The 14,679-nt window shown below is 67.2% G+C and carries 15 protein-coding genes and 1 pseudogene; 8 read left to right on the forward strand and 8 right to left on the reverse strand.

Annotated features, from left to right (window positions below; all coding sequences use genetic code 11):
• Window positions 1-765: pseudogene (tnpC, locus tag BLT64_RS24785) on the forward strand (IS66 family transposase); the annotation flags it as partial.
• A gap of 463 nt (window positions 766-1,228) precedes the next feature.
• Here the strand turns inward: tnpC and BLT64_RS24790 are convergent.
• Window positions 1,229-2,584 carry a Vgb family protein gene (locus BLT64_RS24790; RefSeq protein WP_011747924.1) on the reverse strand — a complete coding sequence of 452 codons (1,356 nt, stop codon included), beginning with the start codon at window positions 2,582-2,584 and terminating at the stop codon, window positions 1,229-1,231.
• A 67-nt stretch (window positions 2,585-2,651) separates the two neighbouring features.
• Entirely contained in the window at window positions 2,652-4,694 is a 2,043-nt protein-coding gene (locus BLT64_RS24795; RefSeq protein ID WP_074810738.1) for a TonB-dependent receptor domain-containing protein, read from the reverse strand.
• A 272-nt stretch (window positions 4,695-4,966) separates the two neighbouring features.
• On the opposite strand from BLT64_RS24795, the gene BLT64_RS24800 reads away from it, so the two are divergent.
• From BLT64_RS24800 to BLT64_RS24810, 3 genes are all read left to right on the forward strand, one after another.
• Window positions 4,967-5,473, forward strand: a complete 507-nt coding sequence (locus BLT64_RS24800; RefSeq protein WP_128492936.1) for an RNA polymerase sigma factor — start codon at window positions 4,967-4,969, stop codon at window positions 5,471-5,473.
• A gap of 68 nt (window positions 5,474-5,541) precedes the next feature.
• Window positions 5,542-6,459: a FecR family protein gene (locus BLT64_RS24805; protein WP_049792314.1), complete on the forward strand. Its 918-nt coding sequence runs from the start codon at window positions 5,542-5,544 to the stop codon at window positions 6,457-6,459.
• Between the two features lie 154 nt (window positions 6,460-6,613).
• A complete protein-coding gene (locus BLT64_RS24810; RefSeq protein ID WP_164901589.1) occupies window positions 6,614-8,833 on the forward strand; it encodes a TonB-dependent receptor domain-containing protein in 2,220 nt (739 codons plus the stop codon).
• Between the two features lie 11 nt (window positions 8,834-8,844).
• On the opposite strand, the gene BLT64_RS27695 is transcribed toward BLT64_RS24810, so the two are convergent.
• Window positions 8,845-8,976, reverse strand: a complete 132-nt coding sequence (locus tag BLT64_RS27695; protein WP_260155519.1) for a hypothetical protein — start codon at window positions 8,974-8,976, stop codon at window positions 8,845-8,847.
• A 266-nt stretch (window positions 8,977-9,242) separates the two neighbouring features.
• On the opposite strand from BLT64_RS27695, the gene BLT64_RS24815 reads away from it, so the two are divergent.
• Together BLT64_RS24815 and BLT64_RS24820 are read left to right on the forward strand one after the other, a co-directional pair.
• The gene (locus BLT64_RS24815) at window positions 9,243-10,373 is read left to right on the forward strand and encodes a carboxylate-amine ligase (protein WP_011747930.1); all 1,131 of its coding nucleotides are present in this window, start codon (window positions 9,243-9,245) and stop codon (window positions 10,371-10,373) included.
• Window positions 10,374-10,470: 97 nt separating this feature from the next.
• Window positions 10,471-10,968 carry a superoxide dismutase family protein gene (locus BLT64_RS24820; protein ID WP_011747931.1) on the forward strand — a complete coding sequence of 166 codons (498 nt, stop codon included), beginning with the start codon at window positions 10,471-10,473 and terminating at the stop codon, window positions 10,966-10,968.
• 29 nt (window positions 10,969-10,997) lie between these two features.
• On the opposite strand, the gene BLT64_RS24825 is transcribed toward BLT64_RS24820, so the two are convergent.
• Complete coding sequence (locus tag BLT64_RS24825) at window positions 10,998-12,089, reverse strand: sensor histidine kinase (protein WP_128492937.1); 1,092 nt, start codon at window positions 12,087-12,089, stop codon at window positions 10,998-11,000.
• A 220-nt stretch (window positions 12,090-12,309) separates the two neighbouring features.
• Between BLT64_RS24825 and BLT64_RS24830 the strand changes: the two genes are divergently transcribed.
• Window positions 12,310-12,921, forward strand: a complete 612-nt coding sequence (locus tag BLT64_RS24830) for a cysteine hydrolase family protein (protein WP_011747933.1) — start codon at window positions 12,310-12,312, stop codon at window positions 12,919-12,921.
• 99 nt (window positions 12,922-13,020) lie between these two features.
• Window positions 13,021-13,257, forward strand: coding sequence for a hypothetical protein (locus BLT64_RS24835; protein ID WP_011747934.1), 237 nt, complete (start codon window positions 13,021-13,023; stop codon window positions 13,255-13,257).
• A gap of 177 nt (window positions 13,258-13,434) precedes the next feature.
• On the opposite strand, the gene BLT64_RS24840 is transcribed toward BLT64_RS24835, so the two are convergent.
• From BLT64_RS24840 to BLT64_RS24855, 4 genes are all read right to left on the reverse strand, one after another.
• Window positions 13,435-13,617 (reverse strand): DUF3008 family protein, encoded by a 183-nt coding sequence (locus BLT64_RS24840; protein ID WP_011747935.1) that lies wholly within the window; start codon window positions 13,615-13,617, stop codon window positions 13,435-13,437.
• A 44-nt stretch (window positions 13,618-13,661) separates the two neighbouring features.
• Complete coding sequence (locus BLT64_RS24845) at window positions 13,662-13,868, reverse strand: hypothetical protein (protein ID WP_041529871.1); 207 nt, start codon at window positions 13,866-13,868, stop codon at window positions 13,662-13,664.
• Window positions 13,869-13,924: 56 nt separating this feature from the next.
• Window positions 13,925-14,221, reverse strand: coding sequence for a photosystem reaction center subunit H (locus tag BLT64_RS24850; protein ID WP_041529872.1), 297 nt, complete (start codon window positions 14,219-14,221; stop codon window positions 13,925-13,927).
• Window positions 14,222-14,365: 144 nt separating this feature from the next.
• Window positions 14,366-14,679: phosphate acyltransferase (locus tag BLT64_RS24855; protein ID WP_254777252.1), on the reverse strand; the 314-nt coding region annotated here is incomplete at its 5' end.

Here is a 14,679-nt window from a genome sequence, read left to right on the forward strand (position 1 = left end):
CGTGAACAAGGCCTGGCTCTGGGCCTATGCCCGCGACGACAGCACCTTCGGCGGCAGCGGACCGCCCATGGTGCCCTATCGGTTTGAGGACAGCCGATCCGGAGAATGCGTGCACCGGCATCTCGGCGGCTATGGCGGCATCCTCCAGGTGGACGGCTACGCCGCCTACAACCAACTCGTCCGCAAGGACGGGGGCAATGCTGGCCCGAGCCTTGCCGAATGCTGGGCCCACAGCCGGCGGCGGTTCTACGAACTCCATACCGCCGGGACAGTCAGGTCGCCACCACCACGGTCGAGCGGATGGCCGATCTCTGGAAGCTCGAATCCGAGGTTCGTGGCCAAGACCCCGACGTTCGCGCCGCCGCGCGGCAGGCCATCTCCGCCCCCACCGTCGCCGGACTGTTCGCCCTCTGGCAACAGACCCTGCCGCGCATCTCGGGCAAATCGAAGCTGGCCGAGGCCATCCGCCATGCCATCGCCCGGCGCGACATCTTCGAGCGATTCCTGACGGATGGCCTGATCGAACTCGACTCCAAAATCGTCGAGCGCGCCATCAGACCCCGGACCATCACCAGGAAGAACAGCCTCTTCGCCGGATCGGACGGGGGCGGTCGCACATGGGCAGCCATCGCCACCCTCCTGCAGACCTGCAAGATGAACAACGTCGATCCTACGGCTTGGCTCACCCAGGCCCTCAAGCGCATCGCCAACCAATGGCCGAGCGCCAAAACCGACGCCCTCATGCCCTGGAACTACACGCCCTGAACGGCCTCGGCTTCTTGCTTACCTGGAAACAGCCCTTTGCGCATCAAGATGCGGAGGCGATGATGGGAAGGGAACTCACCGACATACCAGATGTCCGCATGCGCGTTCGCGTAGCGCCCAGATGCGAAGGTCCGGGCATCCGGATGCAGTGCCGTATCTGCACCAGTCGCGTCGCATGGTGCGGGAAAGTTAAGGTCAATCGGCGAAAGGCCAACGCACGAGGAGATCGCCCTTCGGACAGCCGCTGAAGCCCGCAGCCAGATTGCACGAGGCAAGTCGGAGCCCTTACAGGAAGGCAATAGCCTTGTCGGCCAGGCAGGCAGCGGCGGCGACGGACGGGCGGCATGGTGCGGGGTATGGGACAGTATCCGTATGCGGCGTGGCAGAACGGAAATGGCCCCTGCCCCAACGTCGGAGCAGAGACCAAAGCCGCGCGCACCACCAAGGGCGCGCGCTTTTGCAATTACGCCTCGGGCACGATGCGGGACAGGCGGTCGCCGTCGGAATCGTCCTTGCCGCGCGCCTTGTTCACCCAGAACACCGTGCCGTCCGGCGCGACGACCAGATGATTCGGGAAGGAGCCGCCAGCCAGATTGGCCTCGATCGCGCCGGTGGCGGCATCGAGCACGGTAACCGTGTCGGAAGTGCGGTTGACCACGAACAGCTGCCCGCTTGCGGCGTTGAAGGCCACATTCAGCGTGCCGGCACCGACCGGCGTGTCGAACAGCACCGCGCCGCTTTCACCGTCGATGGCGATCACGTTGTCGCTGCCCTGCGAGGCCACGAAGACCCGCCCGGTCGCCGGATCGAAATCCACGCCCGAAGGCGTCTTCGCGCCGGGCAGTGCAAGGATCTTCACCTCGCCCGAAGCCAGATCGAGGCGCGCCAGTTCCGGCGTGCGCAGCGAGACGGTGTAAAGCCGGCCGGCCTTTTCATCCAGTGCAAGGCTCATGGTGGCAAACTGCTCGCCGCGCCGTTCGGATTCCACCGCGAACCCGTCCAGCTTTTCCAGGGTCCGGGTATCGAAAGCCTCGATCCGGCTGCGATGGGTGCTGACATAGGCGCGGCCGCGGGCGGCATCGATCACCACGTCGCGCGGCTTTTCGACCGAGCCTGCCTCGAACTGCCTGACCAGCGACAGGTCATCCTGGGCATAGACCGCGACGGCGTTCTGGCGGGTATTGGTGACCCAGACAGTGCCGTTCGCATCATCGACCGCGATGCCGAAGGCACCGAAATCGCCCGGCGCGACCTCGGCCAGAACCTCCAGCGTCGCGGCGTCCAGCTTCATGATGCTGGATGAGCCCTCGGGCGGGCGACCCATGGCCGAAGCAACGAAGATCGTGCCGTTCTGCGCACTATGCGCGACCTGATAGACGCCGGGCGCGACCTTGACGGAATTGACCGCAAAACCCTCTGCCCCCGAAAGCGGCACCTGGGGCGAGACTTTCAGCTCGGCCACACCGGCCGAATCCGGGCCCTCTGCCTGGACCACGACCGGATGCAGGCCCGCCGCCGCATCCTGGGGCAGATCGAAGGCAAAGCTGAAGCCACCCTTGGCATCGGCCTGCAAGTCCTGGGGCGACAATGGCGTCCCGCCGCGTTGCAGGCTGACCTGTTGCCCGGGTGCAAAGCCCGAGCCGGTGACCTCGACCTTGCCGCCGGCATGGATCGCGCCCCGCTCGGGGCCCGAGAACATGACGCGGCCGGTGAAATCGGCAGGCGTGTCGAAGGCGGTTTGCGCGGCAAGGCCCGAGCCCGAGGCGAGGAAGGCGGCCAGGGTCATGGCCCGGCCGGCGTAACGAAGGGAAAAAGCCATGCTGGCTCCTGCAAGTTCGGTTGCGTGATCCGGCCGCCACGGCGGCGGCCGGAGGGGTTCTGGTCGTTCAGAAGGTGCTGGTCAGGCCCATGTAGAACCGGCGGCCATCGTTGTAGCCGGTATTGTCGAAGGTCTTGTCATCGACATTGTAGATGGCAAGGCTACCCATCACATTGTCGTTGAAGCGGTAGTCGGCGCCCAGATCGACGATCGCATGCTCGCGGATATAGCCGCTGCCGGAATCGGTGGTCGCGCTGCGATACTGGATGTTGCTCCACAGCGACAGCGCATCGGTGGCCTGCCAGTCGAGGCCAAGGTTCGCGACATGCAGCGGGCTGTTGTTGAAGGCGGCGCCGACATCCGCGCCTTTGGTGATCTTGCTGTCGGCATAGGTATAGTTGAACGAAACGTCGACGTTGCGCAGGGTGAAGTCCACCGTGGCCTCGACCCCGTTCAGTTCGGCGGCATCGCGGTTGACGTATTGGTTGATCCACTTGATCGGATCGGTCGGCGTGTTCATGCCGCAATCCGTCGGCAAGCCCGGAACCGGCGTGTCATGGGCGCAGATCTGCTCGGTGGTGATCTTGTTCTTGAACCGGGTGTGATAGGCGGTCAGGCCCAGTTGCACGCCGCCCGCCGTCTCCCATATCGCACCGAGCTCGTAATTGGTGCTTTCCTCGGGCTTCAGGTCGGTATTGCCCTGGTCGCGCGCCCGGCCGTCGCCGCCCGATGGCTCGAAGATGTTGCTGTCGGCCTGTTTCAGCGTCGGCGTCTTGTAGCCGCCGCTGACCCCGCCCTTGAGCGTCAGCGAGGGGTTGGCATGCCAGACCGCATAGAGCCGCGGCGTGATCTGCGAGCCATAGCGTTCGTTGTGGTCGTAGCGCATCCCCAGCGTCAGGGTCAGGTCGTCGCGCAAGTGGAAATTGTCCTCGGCGAACAGCGCCCATTGCCAGCGGGTCATCTTCGGATCCACGTTCACGCGGCTCGGATCGTGCCGGGTGGTCTCGTCGCGCCAATCGGCACCAAAGGTCAGGTCGTGCCGGCCCAGGCTCATGCTGGTCCTGGTGTTCAGGTTCAGCATCTCATAGCCCGAGACGTTCGAGCCGTTCTCGAAATCGACATCCTCGAAGGTCAGGAAGGTCTCGGTCCTGTAGTCGTCGCCCCAGCGGATGTCGTGCGACAGGGCATAATTCATGCGCTTGAGGCTGATCCCGCCGGGCGTGCCGCCGTCCAGCGGGGCCGAGGTGGTGTCCTGCGCGCTGTAGACCGTCTCGAAATCCAGGTCCTGCCGCTCATCGATCCTCCAGGTCAGGCGGGCGCCCAGCGACTTGCGCTCGATGTCCTGGGATTGATAGCTCACGCTGCCGCCACGGCCCGAAACCGCCATCTCGTCCTTGCTGCGGTCATGGCGCGAGCCGAACAGCGCCAGCCCCAGCCGGTCCTGGAGCAGCGGGCCGCTGAGATAGAACCGCCCCTCGTTGGCATCGCCGGCGCCGCCGTGCTTGTAATGGCTGGTCCCCAGCGTCAGCGAGCCCGACCAGACATCCGACACCGGCTTGGTGATGATGTTGATCACCCCGCCCGAAGCCGCCGAGCCGTAGAGCGAGGACATCGGCCCGCGGATCACCTCGATCCGCTCGATGGCCGAGGGCGGCGGCAGATAGGACATCGCCAACCCCGAGCCGAAGCCGTTATAGGTCGCCTCCTGCGAGTTGCCGATGGGCTTGCCGTCGACCAGGGTCAGTACATAGCTCTCGCCCAGGCCCCGGATCGAGATGGTCTCGGCCCCGGAACGGCCCGAAGGCGCACTGACGATCACGCCCGGCACGTTGCGAAGCACATCGGCCACGGTGGCATAGGGTTTCGAGGTGATCTCCTCGCCGTCGATGACCGTGACCGTCGCCGGCGCGTCGGGCAAGGTCTGGGCATGGCCGCTGGCGGTGACGACGATGGTGTCGAGCTGGACGACCGCCCCCTCCGCCGCGTCCTGCGTGTCCTGCGCCTGCACCAGCGCCGGCACGGCCAGCACCGGCAGGGCCGCGCCCGTCACCGCCAGCCACAGCGGCAGGCAAGCCAGCATATCCGCGGTCGTATTCCTCAATCGTCTCATCGGTCTGTCCCTCTGTTTTTCCGGCGCTCGGCCTTGTTACGAGGGCTTCACGCGCAAGGGCCGGGGGGACTGAACCGGGTAGCCGAGCTTTTCTGTCGCCTTTCTGCTCGCCGGCACATTCTGTATCGAATCTGCAACAGCGCCCGTTCCGCACCGGGCGACAGATGGACAGCATGCGCTGCGACAAATAGTCTCTTTCACCGTCAGCCGATGCGCGGCGCGCATTTCGCCAGAACGCTATCCCTGCCCCGATGCGGATTTTGGCTGCTGCGATGTCTTCCGGCGACAGTGACAAGGTTGGCCGCCTCTACCTCGACGAAGGCGCGCGGCTGGAACGCCAGATCGCGCGGCGTATCGGCAATCGCAGCATCGCCCGCGACTTGGTGCACGACGTCTTTCTGCGCTTCTGGGAGCGCGCGGGCGAGTTGCGCGGCAACCCCGCCGCCTTCGTGACCCGCTCGGCCCGCAATGTCGCCATCGACCATCTGCGCCGCGAAAAGGTGCGCAATGCGCATGCGGCCGCTATCGAGCCCCCTTCCCCGCCGCGGGATCCGGCCTTCGACGCCCTGTCGGCGCGCCAGTCGGGCGATGCGGTCCGCAAGGCCATCGAGGCCCTGCCCGAAACCACGCGCCGGCTTTTCCTGATGAACCGCGCGCAAGGGCTGAGCTTTCATGAGATCGCCGCGATTTGTGGCATGTCCGAACGGAACGTGGCAAAACACATGGCGAAGGCCGTGGCATGCTGCGCCCGGGCCCTGGAAGACCTTCGCAACGAATGAGGGCCACCCCTTTGCTGCCACGTCCCGATCCGCAGAAACGACTCCGGGCAGAGGCCGCGGATTGGCTGGTGCGGATCGCGGCCGATCCCGCGCTGCAGCACGATCCGGCCTTTCGCCGCTGGCTGGACGGCGGCGAGGACCGGGTGCGTGCGTTCTCGGACGCGCGTCTGGCCTGGACGATCGCGGGCGAGGTCGGCGGCGAGGTCATGGCCACGGCGCCATCCGCTCCGGCGCACCGGCATGGACGGCACCGGGCGGGCGGGGGCTGGTTGCGCCCCGTCGCGGCGGGGCTGGCGCTTGGCGCCTTTGCGCTCGCGGGGCTCTGGCTGGACATGGTGCGCCCCGATCTGCGGCTGCGCATGATGGCCGATCATGTCGCGCTGCCCGGCCCGGCCCAAAGCCTGGCGTTGCCGGACGGCACGAAAACCGTGCTCGATGGCGGCTCGGCCCTGGACTATGCCGAGGACGGCGCGACCCGCCGGGTGACCCTGCGCTCGGGTGCGGCCTATTTCGATGTCGAAAATGACGGGCGCCCCTTCTCGGTTCGCCTGGCCGGGCACGAGGTCCGCGTTCATGGCACTCGTTTCGAGGTGCGCGATTGCGGCGGCTGCATGCTGGTCACGCTGGAGGAGGGCAGCGTCGAAATTCTGGGCCAGCACCGGCAAAGCCTGACCTTTCTGCAGCCGGGGCAACAGGCCCGCATTCCCGCCTCGGCCGCCTCGCCGGTCGTCGCCACGGTCGATGTCCCGGGCGCGCTTTCCTGGCTTGAGGGGCGCTATACCTTCTATGATGCCAGCCTGCGCGAGGTCACCGGGGTCCTGCAACGCCACGGTGCCGGTGCGATCCTTTTCGCCAGCGAGGCACTGGCCAGCCGACCGATCACCGGCAGCATCAACCTGAGCGACCCGGAAACCGAACTCAAGGCGCTTTCCGAAGCCATGGGCTTTCGCATCCTGACCCTGCCCGGGGCCAGCCTGCTCATGTGACTGCGCGCGCACCCCGGCAGGATCGCAACGCTCTTGTCCACCCCCGCCAGCCCTTTCGCCAGCATCCGAAAAACCAAACGCGAGGTTCAGCGTGCTGCCGGCTCATGCGTCGAGCCTGTGTCGGCTGCCCCTTGGCTCTCGCCGGAAAGGAATGATGTCGTCCTTCGTATCCAGATGCCGGGTTTCGGCGTTTCGGCTGGTCGCACTGTTGTGGCTGGGCTGCGCCGCGATCCAGATGCCCGTTGCGGCGGCGGAATACGAATTCGACATTCCGGCGCAGCCGCTGGCGCGGACGATCAACCGCATCGGGCAGGTCGCCGGTCTTTCCGTGCTGATCAAGGGGAACGCCCCAGACCTCGCCGGTCCACCGCTTTCGGGGCGCATGACGCTGGACGCAGCCTTGCGCACGGTGCTGCAGGAAGGGCGGGGCCGCTATCGCTTTACCCCCCAGGGCAGCCTTGTCGTCGAACTGCCGGAGCCGCCCGATCCGGCCACGCCCTCGCCCGACCCGACGGTCACGCTTCAGACGGTGGTGATCACCGCGGCCGGTCATGCCCAGCAACTGGCCGATGCCCCGGCGACGATGACCGTCATCGAGGCGCAGGAACTGGCAGGCCGCCCGACCCCGACGCTGGCCGAGGCGCTGCGCGGGGTGCCCGGCCTGCATGTGGGCGCCCCCGGCCGCGACGGCGGCACGCCGATCACCCTGCGCGGCATGGGACAATCCCATGTGCTGTTCATGATCGACGGCAAGCCGCTCAGCGCCTCCGAGGAGGCGGCCTATAACGGCCGCGGCCTGGGCGCCAAGGCAGGCTTCCTGCCGCCGATCCCGGCCATCGAGCGGATCGAGGTGATCCGCGGCCCGATGTCCGCGCTTTACGGATCGGCCGCCTCGGGCGGCGTGATCAATGTCATCACGCGGCCGGTTCCCGATGCCTGGACGGGCAGCCTGGATCTTGGCCTGACGCATGATCCCGGCCCCGGTTCCGGGGCTGAGCGCGAGGCCCGCTTCATGCTGGGCGGGCCGCTGCTGCGCGACCGGCTGGGGCTGATGCTTTACGGTTCGCACAATCGCCGCGAGGGGGCGGGCCTGCCCCCGCCCTACGAGGACGGCACCAGCGAGCGGGTCAACCTTGGCGGCAGGCTCGGCTGGAATCCGGCCACGAACCAGTCCGTGGAGCTGGATCTATGGGGCAGCCGCTTGCGCCTGCGCGGCAATGCGCCCGACCCCGCCGCCTTCGATACCCGGATACGCGACCGGGGCAGCAGCCTGACCCATCGCCTGCACTGGGGTGAACGGGCCGAGACCGTATCCTTCCTGTTCCGCGAAACCACGGATTTCGATGCCGGCAACCAGAGCGGCCATGAGGCGCTGACCTTCAGCACCCGCTCGTCCCTGCCCTGGGGACGGCATCACCTGACCTTCGGGCTTGAGCAACGGCGCGAACGCACGCGGCACGACCCCGACCGCCTGCCCGATTCCGCCGTCACCGATCTCGACCGCTGGCACCGCGCGCTTTATGGCGAGGGCAGGTTCGCGCTGTCCTCCGACCTGACCCTGACCCTTGGCCTGCGCCATGACCGCAACGAGAAATACGGCGCGCAGCTGACGCCCAGGGCCTATGCGGTATGGCGCCCCCTGCCCGGCCTGACCGTCAAGGGCGGGCTTGGCAGCGGCTATCGGGTGCCGGCGTTGAAACAGGCCGACGACGATGTCTGGGAGCCCTCGGGCGGCGACGGCCGATCCCGCGACCGGGGCAACAGCGCCCTGAGGCCCGAGCGGAGCAGGAATTACGAACTCGGCCTGATCTGGGAGGCGCCGGGCGGCATCCAGATCGGGGCGACCGCGTTTTACACGCGCTTCCGGGACCGTATCGGCCGTGCCGACCTGTGCCGCACGCCGGCGGGTCAGGCCCCCTCCTGCGTGCTGAACGGCGCGCATCATGTGGCGGTCACGCAATACCGCAACGAAGGCGAGGCCCGGCTGCGCGGTGCGGAACTTACGCTCGACATCCCGTTGGATGACATGACGCTTTCGGCGAATTACACATGGTCGGATTCAAGGATCACCAGCGGCCCGAACGCCGGGCGGCCGTTTCACAACCTGCCCCGGCACATGCTGAACCTGAGCCTGGACTGGCAACCGGCCGAGGCGCTGAACCTTTGGGCGCGCGCGCGTTACCGCAGCCGATCCGAGGCGCTTGGACGGAGCGCCGGCCTGCAAAGCCATCTGATCGTCGATCTTGGCCTGGACTATCGCCTGCGCGACGGCGTGACCGGCACGCTCGGCATCTACAATGCCGCGGATGTGGTGCCGGACGAAAACGCCGTGGATGGGCGGCGGCTCCATATCGGGCTCGGCACGTCGTTCTGAGCCGTCAGCGCCTAGCGCCGGTATGGCGGCAGCTCGATCCATAGCCCCATGGATTGCATGGTCAGGACCGAAGCGGCGGCCATGCTGGCCCCGACGACGACGCCGAACACCAGCGTGGATGCAAGGACGGTTTCATATGGCATGCTCAATTCCTCCAAATCATGAGCGGTGCCCCTCTGCGCACTTATGAACCAACGCAGGAGCGAAAAGCGGTCGGCAGAAAATCGCCGTCATGCCCATTTCGGCGGCGCCGCCCAAGCGCGGGAAGTGAGCCGGACATGGTGGCCGATTGCCGTCCGAAAGCCGCGAACCGCGAGGGTGCCGCAATGACCGGCAAGATACGGCGCCGGGAACCACCCGCCCTGCCCCGGGTTCGGCCTGAGACCGATCCGACCGAAAGGGGCGCGACATGACCGAAGAGCCCGAATTCTCGCTGGGCGTCGAAGAGGAATACCTGCTGGTCGATGCCGAGACCGGCGACCTGCGCGAAGCGCCCGATGCGCTGATGGAAGCCTGCAAGGCCGAGCTGGCCGACCAGGTCGGCCCCGAATTCCTGCGTTGCCAGATCGAGATCGGCACCCCGGTCGCCGCCGATGTGGCGCAAGCGCGCGACCATCTGGCGCGGCTGCGCGGCAGCATCGCGCGCCATGCCGCCGAATTCGGTCTGGCGCCGATCTCGGTCGCCTGCCATCCGGTCGCGGACTGGCGCGCGCAGGGCCGCACCGACAAGGACCGCTACAACCAGATCTCGCAAGAGATGGGCGGCGTCGCGCGGCGCATGCTGATCTGCGGCATGCATGTCCATGTCGGCATCTCCGACAAGGACATGCGGATCGACCTGATGAACCAGTTCTCGTGGTTCCTGCCGCATCTGCTGGCGCTTTCGGCCTCAAGCCCGTTCTGGCTGGGCGAGGATACGCTGCTCGCCTCCTACCGCACCACGGTCTTTGCCGGCTATCCCCGCACCGGCCTGCCGCCGCGCCTGGGCAGCTGGGCCGAATTCGACCGTTCCGTCGAGATGCTGACCGAGACGGGCATCATCCAGGACGCCAGCAAGATCTGGTGGGACCTGCGCCCCTCGGCCCGCTTTCCCACGCTGGAAACCCGGGTCTGCGACGCCTGCCCCCGGCTTGACGACGCGATTACCCTGGTCGCGCTGGTGCAGGCGACGCTGCGCATGCTGTGGCGGCTGTCGCGGCAGAACCTGCGCTGGCGGCAATACGACAACTTCCTGCTGGGCGAGAACCGCTGGCGCGCGACGCGCTATGGGTCGACCGAGGGGCTGATCGACTTCGGCAGCCGCCGCATCCTGCCCTTCGACGAGATCGCCGAGAGCTGGCTGGCCGCCATCGCCGAGGATGCCGATGCGCTGGACAGCCAGCCCGCGGTGGCCGGGCTGCGCGACATGATCGCCCGCGGCAGCGCGGCCGAGCGGCAGCGCGCGCTTTTCGCCTCGGCCATTACCGCCGGCGCCACGCCGCAAGAGGCCTTTCGCAGCATCGTCGGCTGGCTGATCGACGAGTTTCGCCGCGACCTGTGAGCCGGGCCGCAAGGGTGGCGGATTTCCGCGCCACCCCGGAACAAAGCGCCGCGGCACGGGTTCCGTCCCCCGACACTCGTGAACCGGAGGAAAAGCGATGCGCAATCATCTCGTGGCCCTTGGCTTTGCCCTGCTGCCGATATCGGCCCATGCGCAGGATGCGAAGGCGACCTTTCTCGACCAAGAGGGACAAGAGGCCGGATCGGCGGCACTGACGGCCACGCCCAGCGGCGTGCTGATCGAGGTCGAGGCGACCGGGCTGCCGGCAAGCAACTGGGTGGCGTTCCACATCCACGAGACGGGAAGCTGCGATCACGGCACCGGACACGAATCCGCCGGCGGGCATTTCAACCCCTCGGGCGCGCCGCATGGCGTGCTGTCCGAGGGCGGCCCCCATGCCGGCGACATGCCCAATATCTGGGTCGATGCCGAGGGCACGGCCCGCGCGCAGGTCTTCAACCCGATGGTGACGCTGGCCGACGGCGACAATGGGATCAAGGGCCGGGCACTGATGATCCATGCCGGCCCCGACGACTACCAGACCCAGCCCACCGGCGCTGCCGGGGACCGGCTGGCCTGCGCGGTGATCGAATAGGCCAAGGTTGGCCAGCGGCGGGCGGGGCCTCAGCCCGGCGCGCCGTGGCCTGCGCCCAGATGGCGCATCCGCGTGCGCAATTCGCAGCGCAGCCCGGCGGGATCGTGCGAGATCGCGCTTTCGCCCATGAAATCCTGCGCCAGCACATGCTCGATGATGAGCGAGCCGAAGCCCTTGCCGGCAGAGGCGGCGACGGGCGGCCCGCCGGATTCCGCCCAGAGCAGCCGGAACGGGTCGTCGCTGCCGGGTCGCCCGCCGCTCCAGCTCAGATCGACGACCCCGGTGGGCACCGAGAGCGCGCCGTATTTCAGCGCATTGGTCGCCAGTTCGTTGATGGCAAGCGCCAGGGTCAGCGCCTGTCTCGCGGACAGCTTGACCGGCGGGCCGGCGATGCGAAAGCGCCGCTGCCCAGTGCGAAACGGCGCCAGCGCCTGCGCCACCACCTGCCTCGTCTCGGCATCCAGCGCACCGGAATCGGTCAGCAGCGATTGCGCCTGCGCCAGCGCGCCGATGCGCTGGCGCAAGACTTCGCGCGCATCCTTGCCGGAATGGCTGTGCAGGGTCTGGTTGACGATGGCCGAAACCACGGTCAGCGTGTTCTTGATCCGGTGGCCGAGTTCGCCGTTCACAAGGCGCAGTTGCCGGCTGGCCTCGACCTTGCCGGTGGTCTCGATCACCGTGTCGATCATGCCGCGCACCACGCCGTTCTCGTCGCGGATCGGGCTGTAGCAAAAGGTGAAATGGCATTCCTCGGGATAGCCGTAGCGGTCGATGACCAACCGGAAATCCTCGATGAAGGTCGCCTCGCCGGCATAGGCGCGCTCGGCGATGGGGCCGATCTCGGCCCAGGCCTCGCTCCAGACATCGGCGAAGGACCGGCCGAGCACGTCGCCCTTGTCGCCCAGGATCGGGCGGAAGGCGTCGTTGTGCAGCGTGACCAGTTCCGGCCCCCAGACGATGCATTTGGGGAATTTCGAGTTCAGTGCCATTCCCAGCGCGATCTTGAGCGCCGAGGGCCAGCCGTCGGGCGGACCCAGCGGATTGGCGGACCAGTCACGTTCGCGAATGGCCCTGCCCATTTCGCCGCCGCCATCCAGGAAATGCACCGACCCCGCCATCATCCCTCCCTCGCTTCACGCCGCGTTTTCAAGCCCTTGCCGCACGGTTCCCGGCAATGCAAAACAGCGCAACGCGGGAATCGGCCCGGCGGTTTCCCATCCGATCGCCAGCCTGGCAGCGGACGGCCAGAACGTCCCGCCCCCACTCGGCCATTGCGGCGGAACGATTCCGCCGCTGTCCGGTTCGTGATGAAGGACCCCGATCACGCCAGGCCCGCTTGCCATGCAGGAAACCCTCCGCTTCGGCCCCCTGCCGCCCGAGACGCTGCATCTTTGCATCGACATGCAAAAACTGTTCGCGGCCGGCTCGCCCTGGGCCGTGCCATGGATCGAAAGGATCCTGCCCGGGGTCGCGGCGCTGGTCGCGGCACGGCCCGAACGCACGCTCTTTACCCGCTTCATCCCGCCCGCCCGGCTGAAGGCGGCACCCGGCGCCTGGGCACGCTATTATGCGGAATGGCCCGAAATGCTGCGCGAGCGGCTGGACAGCCAATGGCTGGAACTGCTGCCGGAACTGGCGCGGCACGTCCCGCCCGCCCGGGTGGTCGACAAGCCGGTCTATTCGCCCTGGCATGACGGCAGGCTGAACCATTTCCTGCGCGGGGCGGGCATCTCGACGCTGGTCGTCACCGGCGGCGAAACCGATGTCTGCGTGCTGGCCACGGTGATGGGTGCGGTTGACCTGGGTTATCGGGTGGTGCTGGTCAGCGATGCGATCTGCTCCTCGACCGACATGGGCCACGACGCGGCGATGACGCTCTATCGCACCCGGTTCTCGCAGCAGATCGAGACCGCGCCGCTGGCCGAGCTGCTGGATGCCTGGCCTGCGGGATAGGGTGCCTGCGGGACAGGGCCGGGAACAACCCGGCCGGTCGGCAAGTTCCTTTCATGGCCGCAGACGAGGGGCCGCTCGACATAGCCAAAGGAGCTTCCAATGTCCGCACCACGCACCGATCTGGAAAAGCAGAAACGCCATCACCTCGTCCCGATCATCGGGATCATCGCGGTGGTGCTGATCGCGCTGGCGGGGTTCGTCTGGTGGTTCGACGACGAAACCAGCGATCCCGAGATACCGGGCGCAGTCCCGGGCCCGGTGGACGAAATCACTGAGCCGCCCGCACCCGCCACCGGAACCGCGCCCGTGGCCGAACCCCCTGCGCCGTCGCAATGAGCGTCGTGCCGCCCCGCATCCCCGCCTGACCCACGCAAGGATCGCAGGCCCCGCCAGGAGATCATGCCCTGCACCCATCCGGCACTTCTGGCGCAGCGCCGGGGCGGTGCCGGCTGGAGTGGGCGCTGTAGAAAGGAAAGGGGCACAGGCCGCAGCAGCCTGTGCCCACAGGAACCTTCAATCCTTGTGCTCGGGCTTGCCCTTGTGCCTGGTGCCGGCAAGCTCCTCCAGTTCCTTCTCGCTCATCGATTCATACATCTGCTTCGATGGCTCGCGCAGATCGCCCTTGCGGGTCTCGCCGCGCTTGGCGGCCAGGGCTGCGCCCGCCGCCTTCTGCTGCGCCTTGGACTTGGCTGGCATGTCGTTACCCTCCGAAAATTGGCGAAAGCGAGGCTGCAGCAGCCTCATTCCCCGCCATTGGTCGCGCGGTCGTTCTGCCGGGCCTTGCGATCCCCCGCCTCGCGGTTCTCGCCGCCGGCATTGGGCTCGTTCGACCTTTGCATCTGCTTGGGGTTAAGCACCGGATCGGCATTGCCCATCTTCAGCGCCTGAGCCCGCTCGCGCAGGTGGAACTTCTCGTTTTCCGCTTTCGGATCAAATTTCTCGCCCATGGAAAAATCCTCCTTCTCGGCACGGCCGGCCCCTGGAGGGGCCGATCGTGCGGGGGTCAGTCCCGATGTTCCGGCATCTGCTTCAACTCGTCCTTGGTCCAGCGCGAGACGGCATGGACGCTGTTGCTGCCGTCGCGCATGAAATCCAGATCGCGGGCGGCAAGGGCGACGGGCTTCGAGCCGATCCCCAGGAATCCGCCGACATCGATGACCACTACGGCCTCGCCTCCGACGCCGTGGACATGCGAGACATGGCCGATCCTTTCGTCGCCCGGACCATAGATGGTGGCGCCGGTCAGCGCGGCCTCGGTCAACTCGTTCTCGTTCAGGCGGGTATGCGTGGCATGGTCCATTCCATGTCCTCCTCTGCTTGTCCGGTTGAGGCTCCCCCAACAGCCCAGAGGCGCATATGTTCCATAACGCCGGCGTGAGGGCCGGTTGTTTCGGCAGCCCCGCTTCCAGTGCGGATCTTTCGGCCCATTCTGGAGCTTTTGTGTCTAGTTCGTCTGCATAGCGGTTATTGCTGTTGCGTTTACGATGTCCTTGACCGAGCAGGCGCGCGAGAGGTCGTTTGCGGGTTTTGCGAGGCCTTGCAGGATGGGTCCGATGGCGGTGAGGCCTGCGAGGCGCTCGGCGATCTTGTAGCCGATATTGCCGGCGGCGAGGTCGGGGAAGACGAAGACGTTGGGCCGTCCGGTCAGCGGGCTTTCCGGGGCCTTCCTGGCCCGGATCGCCTCGTCGAGCGCGGCGTCGAACTGCATCTCGCCGTCGACCTCGAGACCCGGTGCGGCGGCGCGGATCAAGGCCAGGG

The sequence above is a fragment of the Paracoccus denitrificans genome (assembly GCF_900100045.1).
In the GTDB taxonomy this organism is placed as follows: Bacteria; Pseudomonadota; Alphaproteobacteria; order Rhodobacterales; family Rhodobacteraceae; genus Paracoccus; species Paracoccus denitrificans.

Excerpts from the sequence above, each read along its gene's own strand:
- BLT64_RS24790 (WP_011747924.1), bottom strand. The coding sequence starts at position 2,584 with ATGGCTTTTTCCCTTCGTTACGCCGGCCGGGCCATGACCCTGGCCGCC.
- BLT64_RS24795 (WP_074810738.1), bottom strand. The coding sequence starts at position 4,694 with ATGAGACGATTGAGGAATACGACCGCGGATATGCTGGCTTGCCTGCCG.
- BLT64_RS24800 (WP_128492936.1), top strand. The coding sequence starts at position 4,967 with ATGTCTTCCGGCGACAGTGACAAGGTTGGCCGCCTCTACCTCGACGAA.
- BLT64_RS24810 (WP_164901589.1), top strand. The coding sequence starts at position 6,614 with ATGTCGTCCTTCGTATCCAGATGCCGGGTTTCGGCGTTTCGGCTGGTC.
- BLT64_RS27695 (WP_260155519.1), bottom strand. The coding sequence starts at position 8,976 with ATGCCATATGAAACCGTCCTTGCATCCACGCTGGTGTTCGGCGTCGTC.
- BLT64_RS24815 (WP_011747930.1), top strand. The coding sequence starts at position 9,243 with ATGACCGAAGAGCCCGAATTCTCGCTGGGCGTCGAAGAGGAATACCTG.
- BLT64_RS24820 (WP_011747931.1), top strand. The coding sequence starts at position 10,471 with ATGCGCAATCATCTCGTGGCCCTTGGCTTTGCCCTGCTGCCGATATCG.
- BLT64_RS24825 (WP_128492937.1), bottom strand. The coding sequence starts at position 12,089 with ATGATGGCGGGGTCGGTGCATTTCCTGGATGGCGGCGGCGAAATGGGC.
- BLT64_RS24830 (WP_011747933.1), top strand. The coding sequence starts at position 12,310 with ATGCAGGAAACCCTCCGCTTCGGCCCCCTGCCGCCCGAGACGCTGCAT.
- BLT64_RS24835 (WP_011747934.1), top strand. The coding sequence starts at position 13,021 with ATGTCCGCACCACGCACCGATCTGGAAAAGCAGAAACGCCATCACCTC.
- BLT64_RS24840 (WP_011747935.1), bottom strand. The coding sequence starts at position 13,617 with ATGCCAGCCAAGTCCAAGGCGCAGCAGAAGGCGGCGGGCGCAGCCCTG.
- BLT64_RS24845 (WP_041529871.1), bottom strand. The coding sequence starts at position 13,868 with ATGGGCGAGAAATTTGATCCGAAAGCGGAAAACGAGAAGTTCCACCTG.
- BLT64_RS24850 (WP_041529872.1), bottom strand. The coding sequence starts at position 14,221 with ATGGACCATGCCACGCATACCCGCCTGAACGAGAACGAGTTGACCGAG.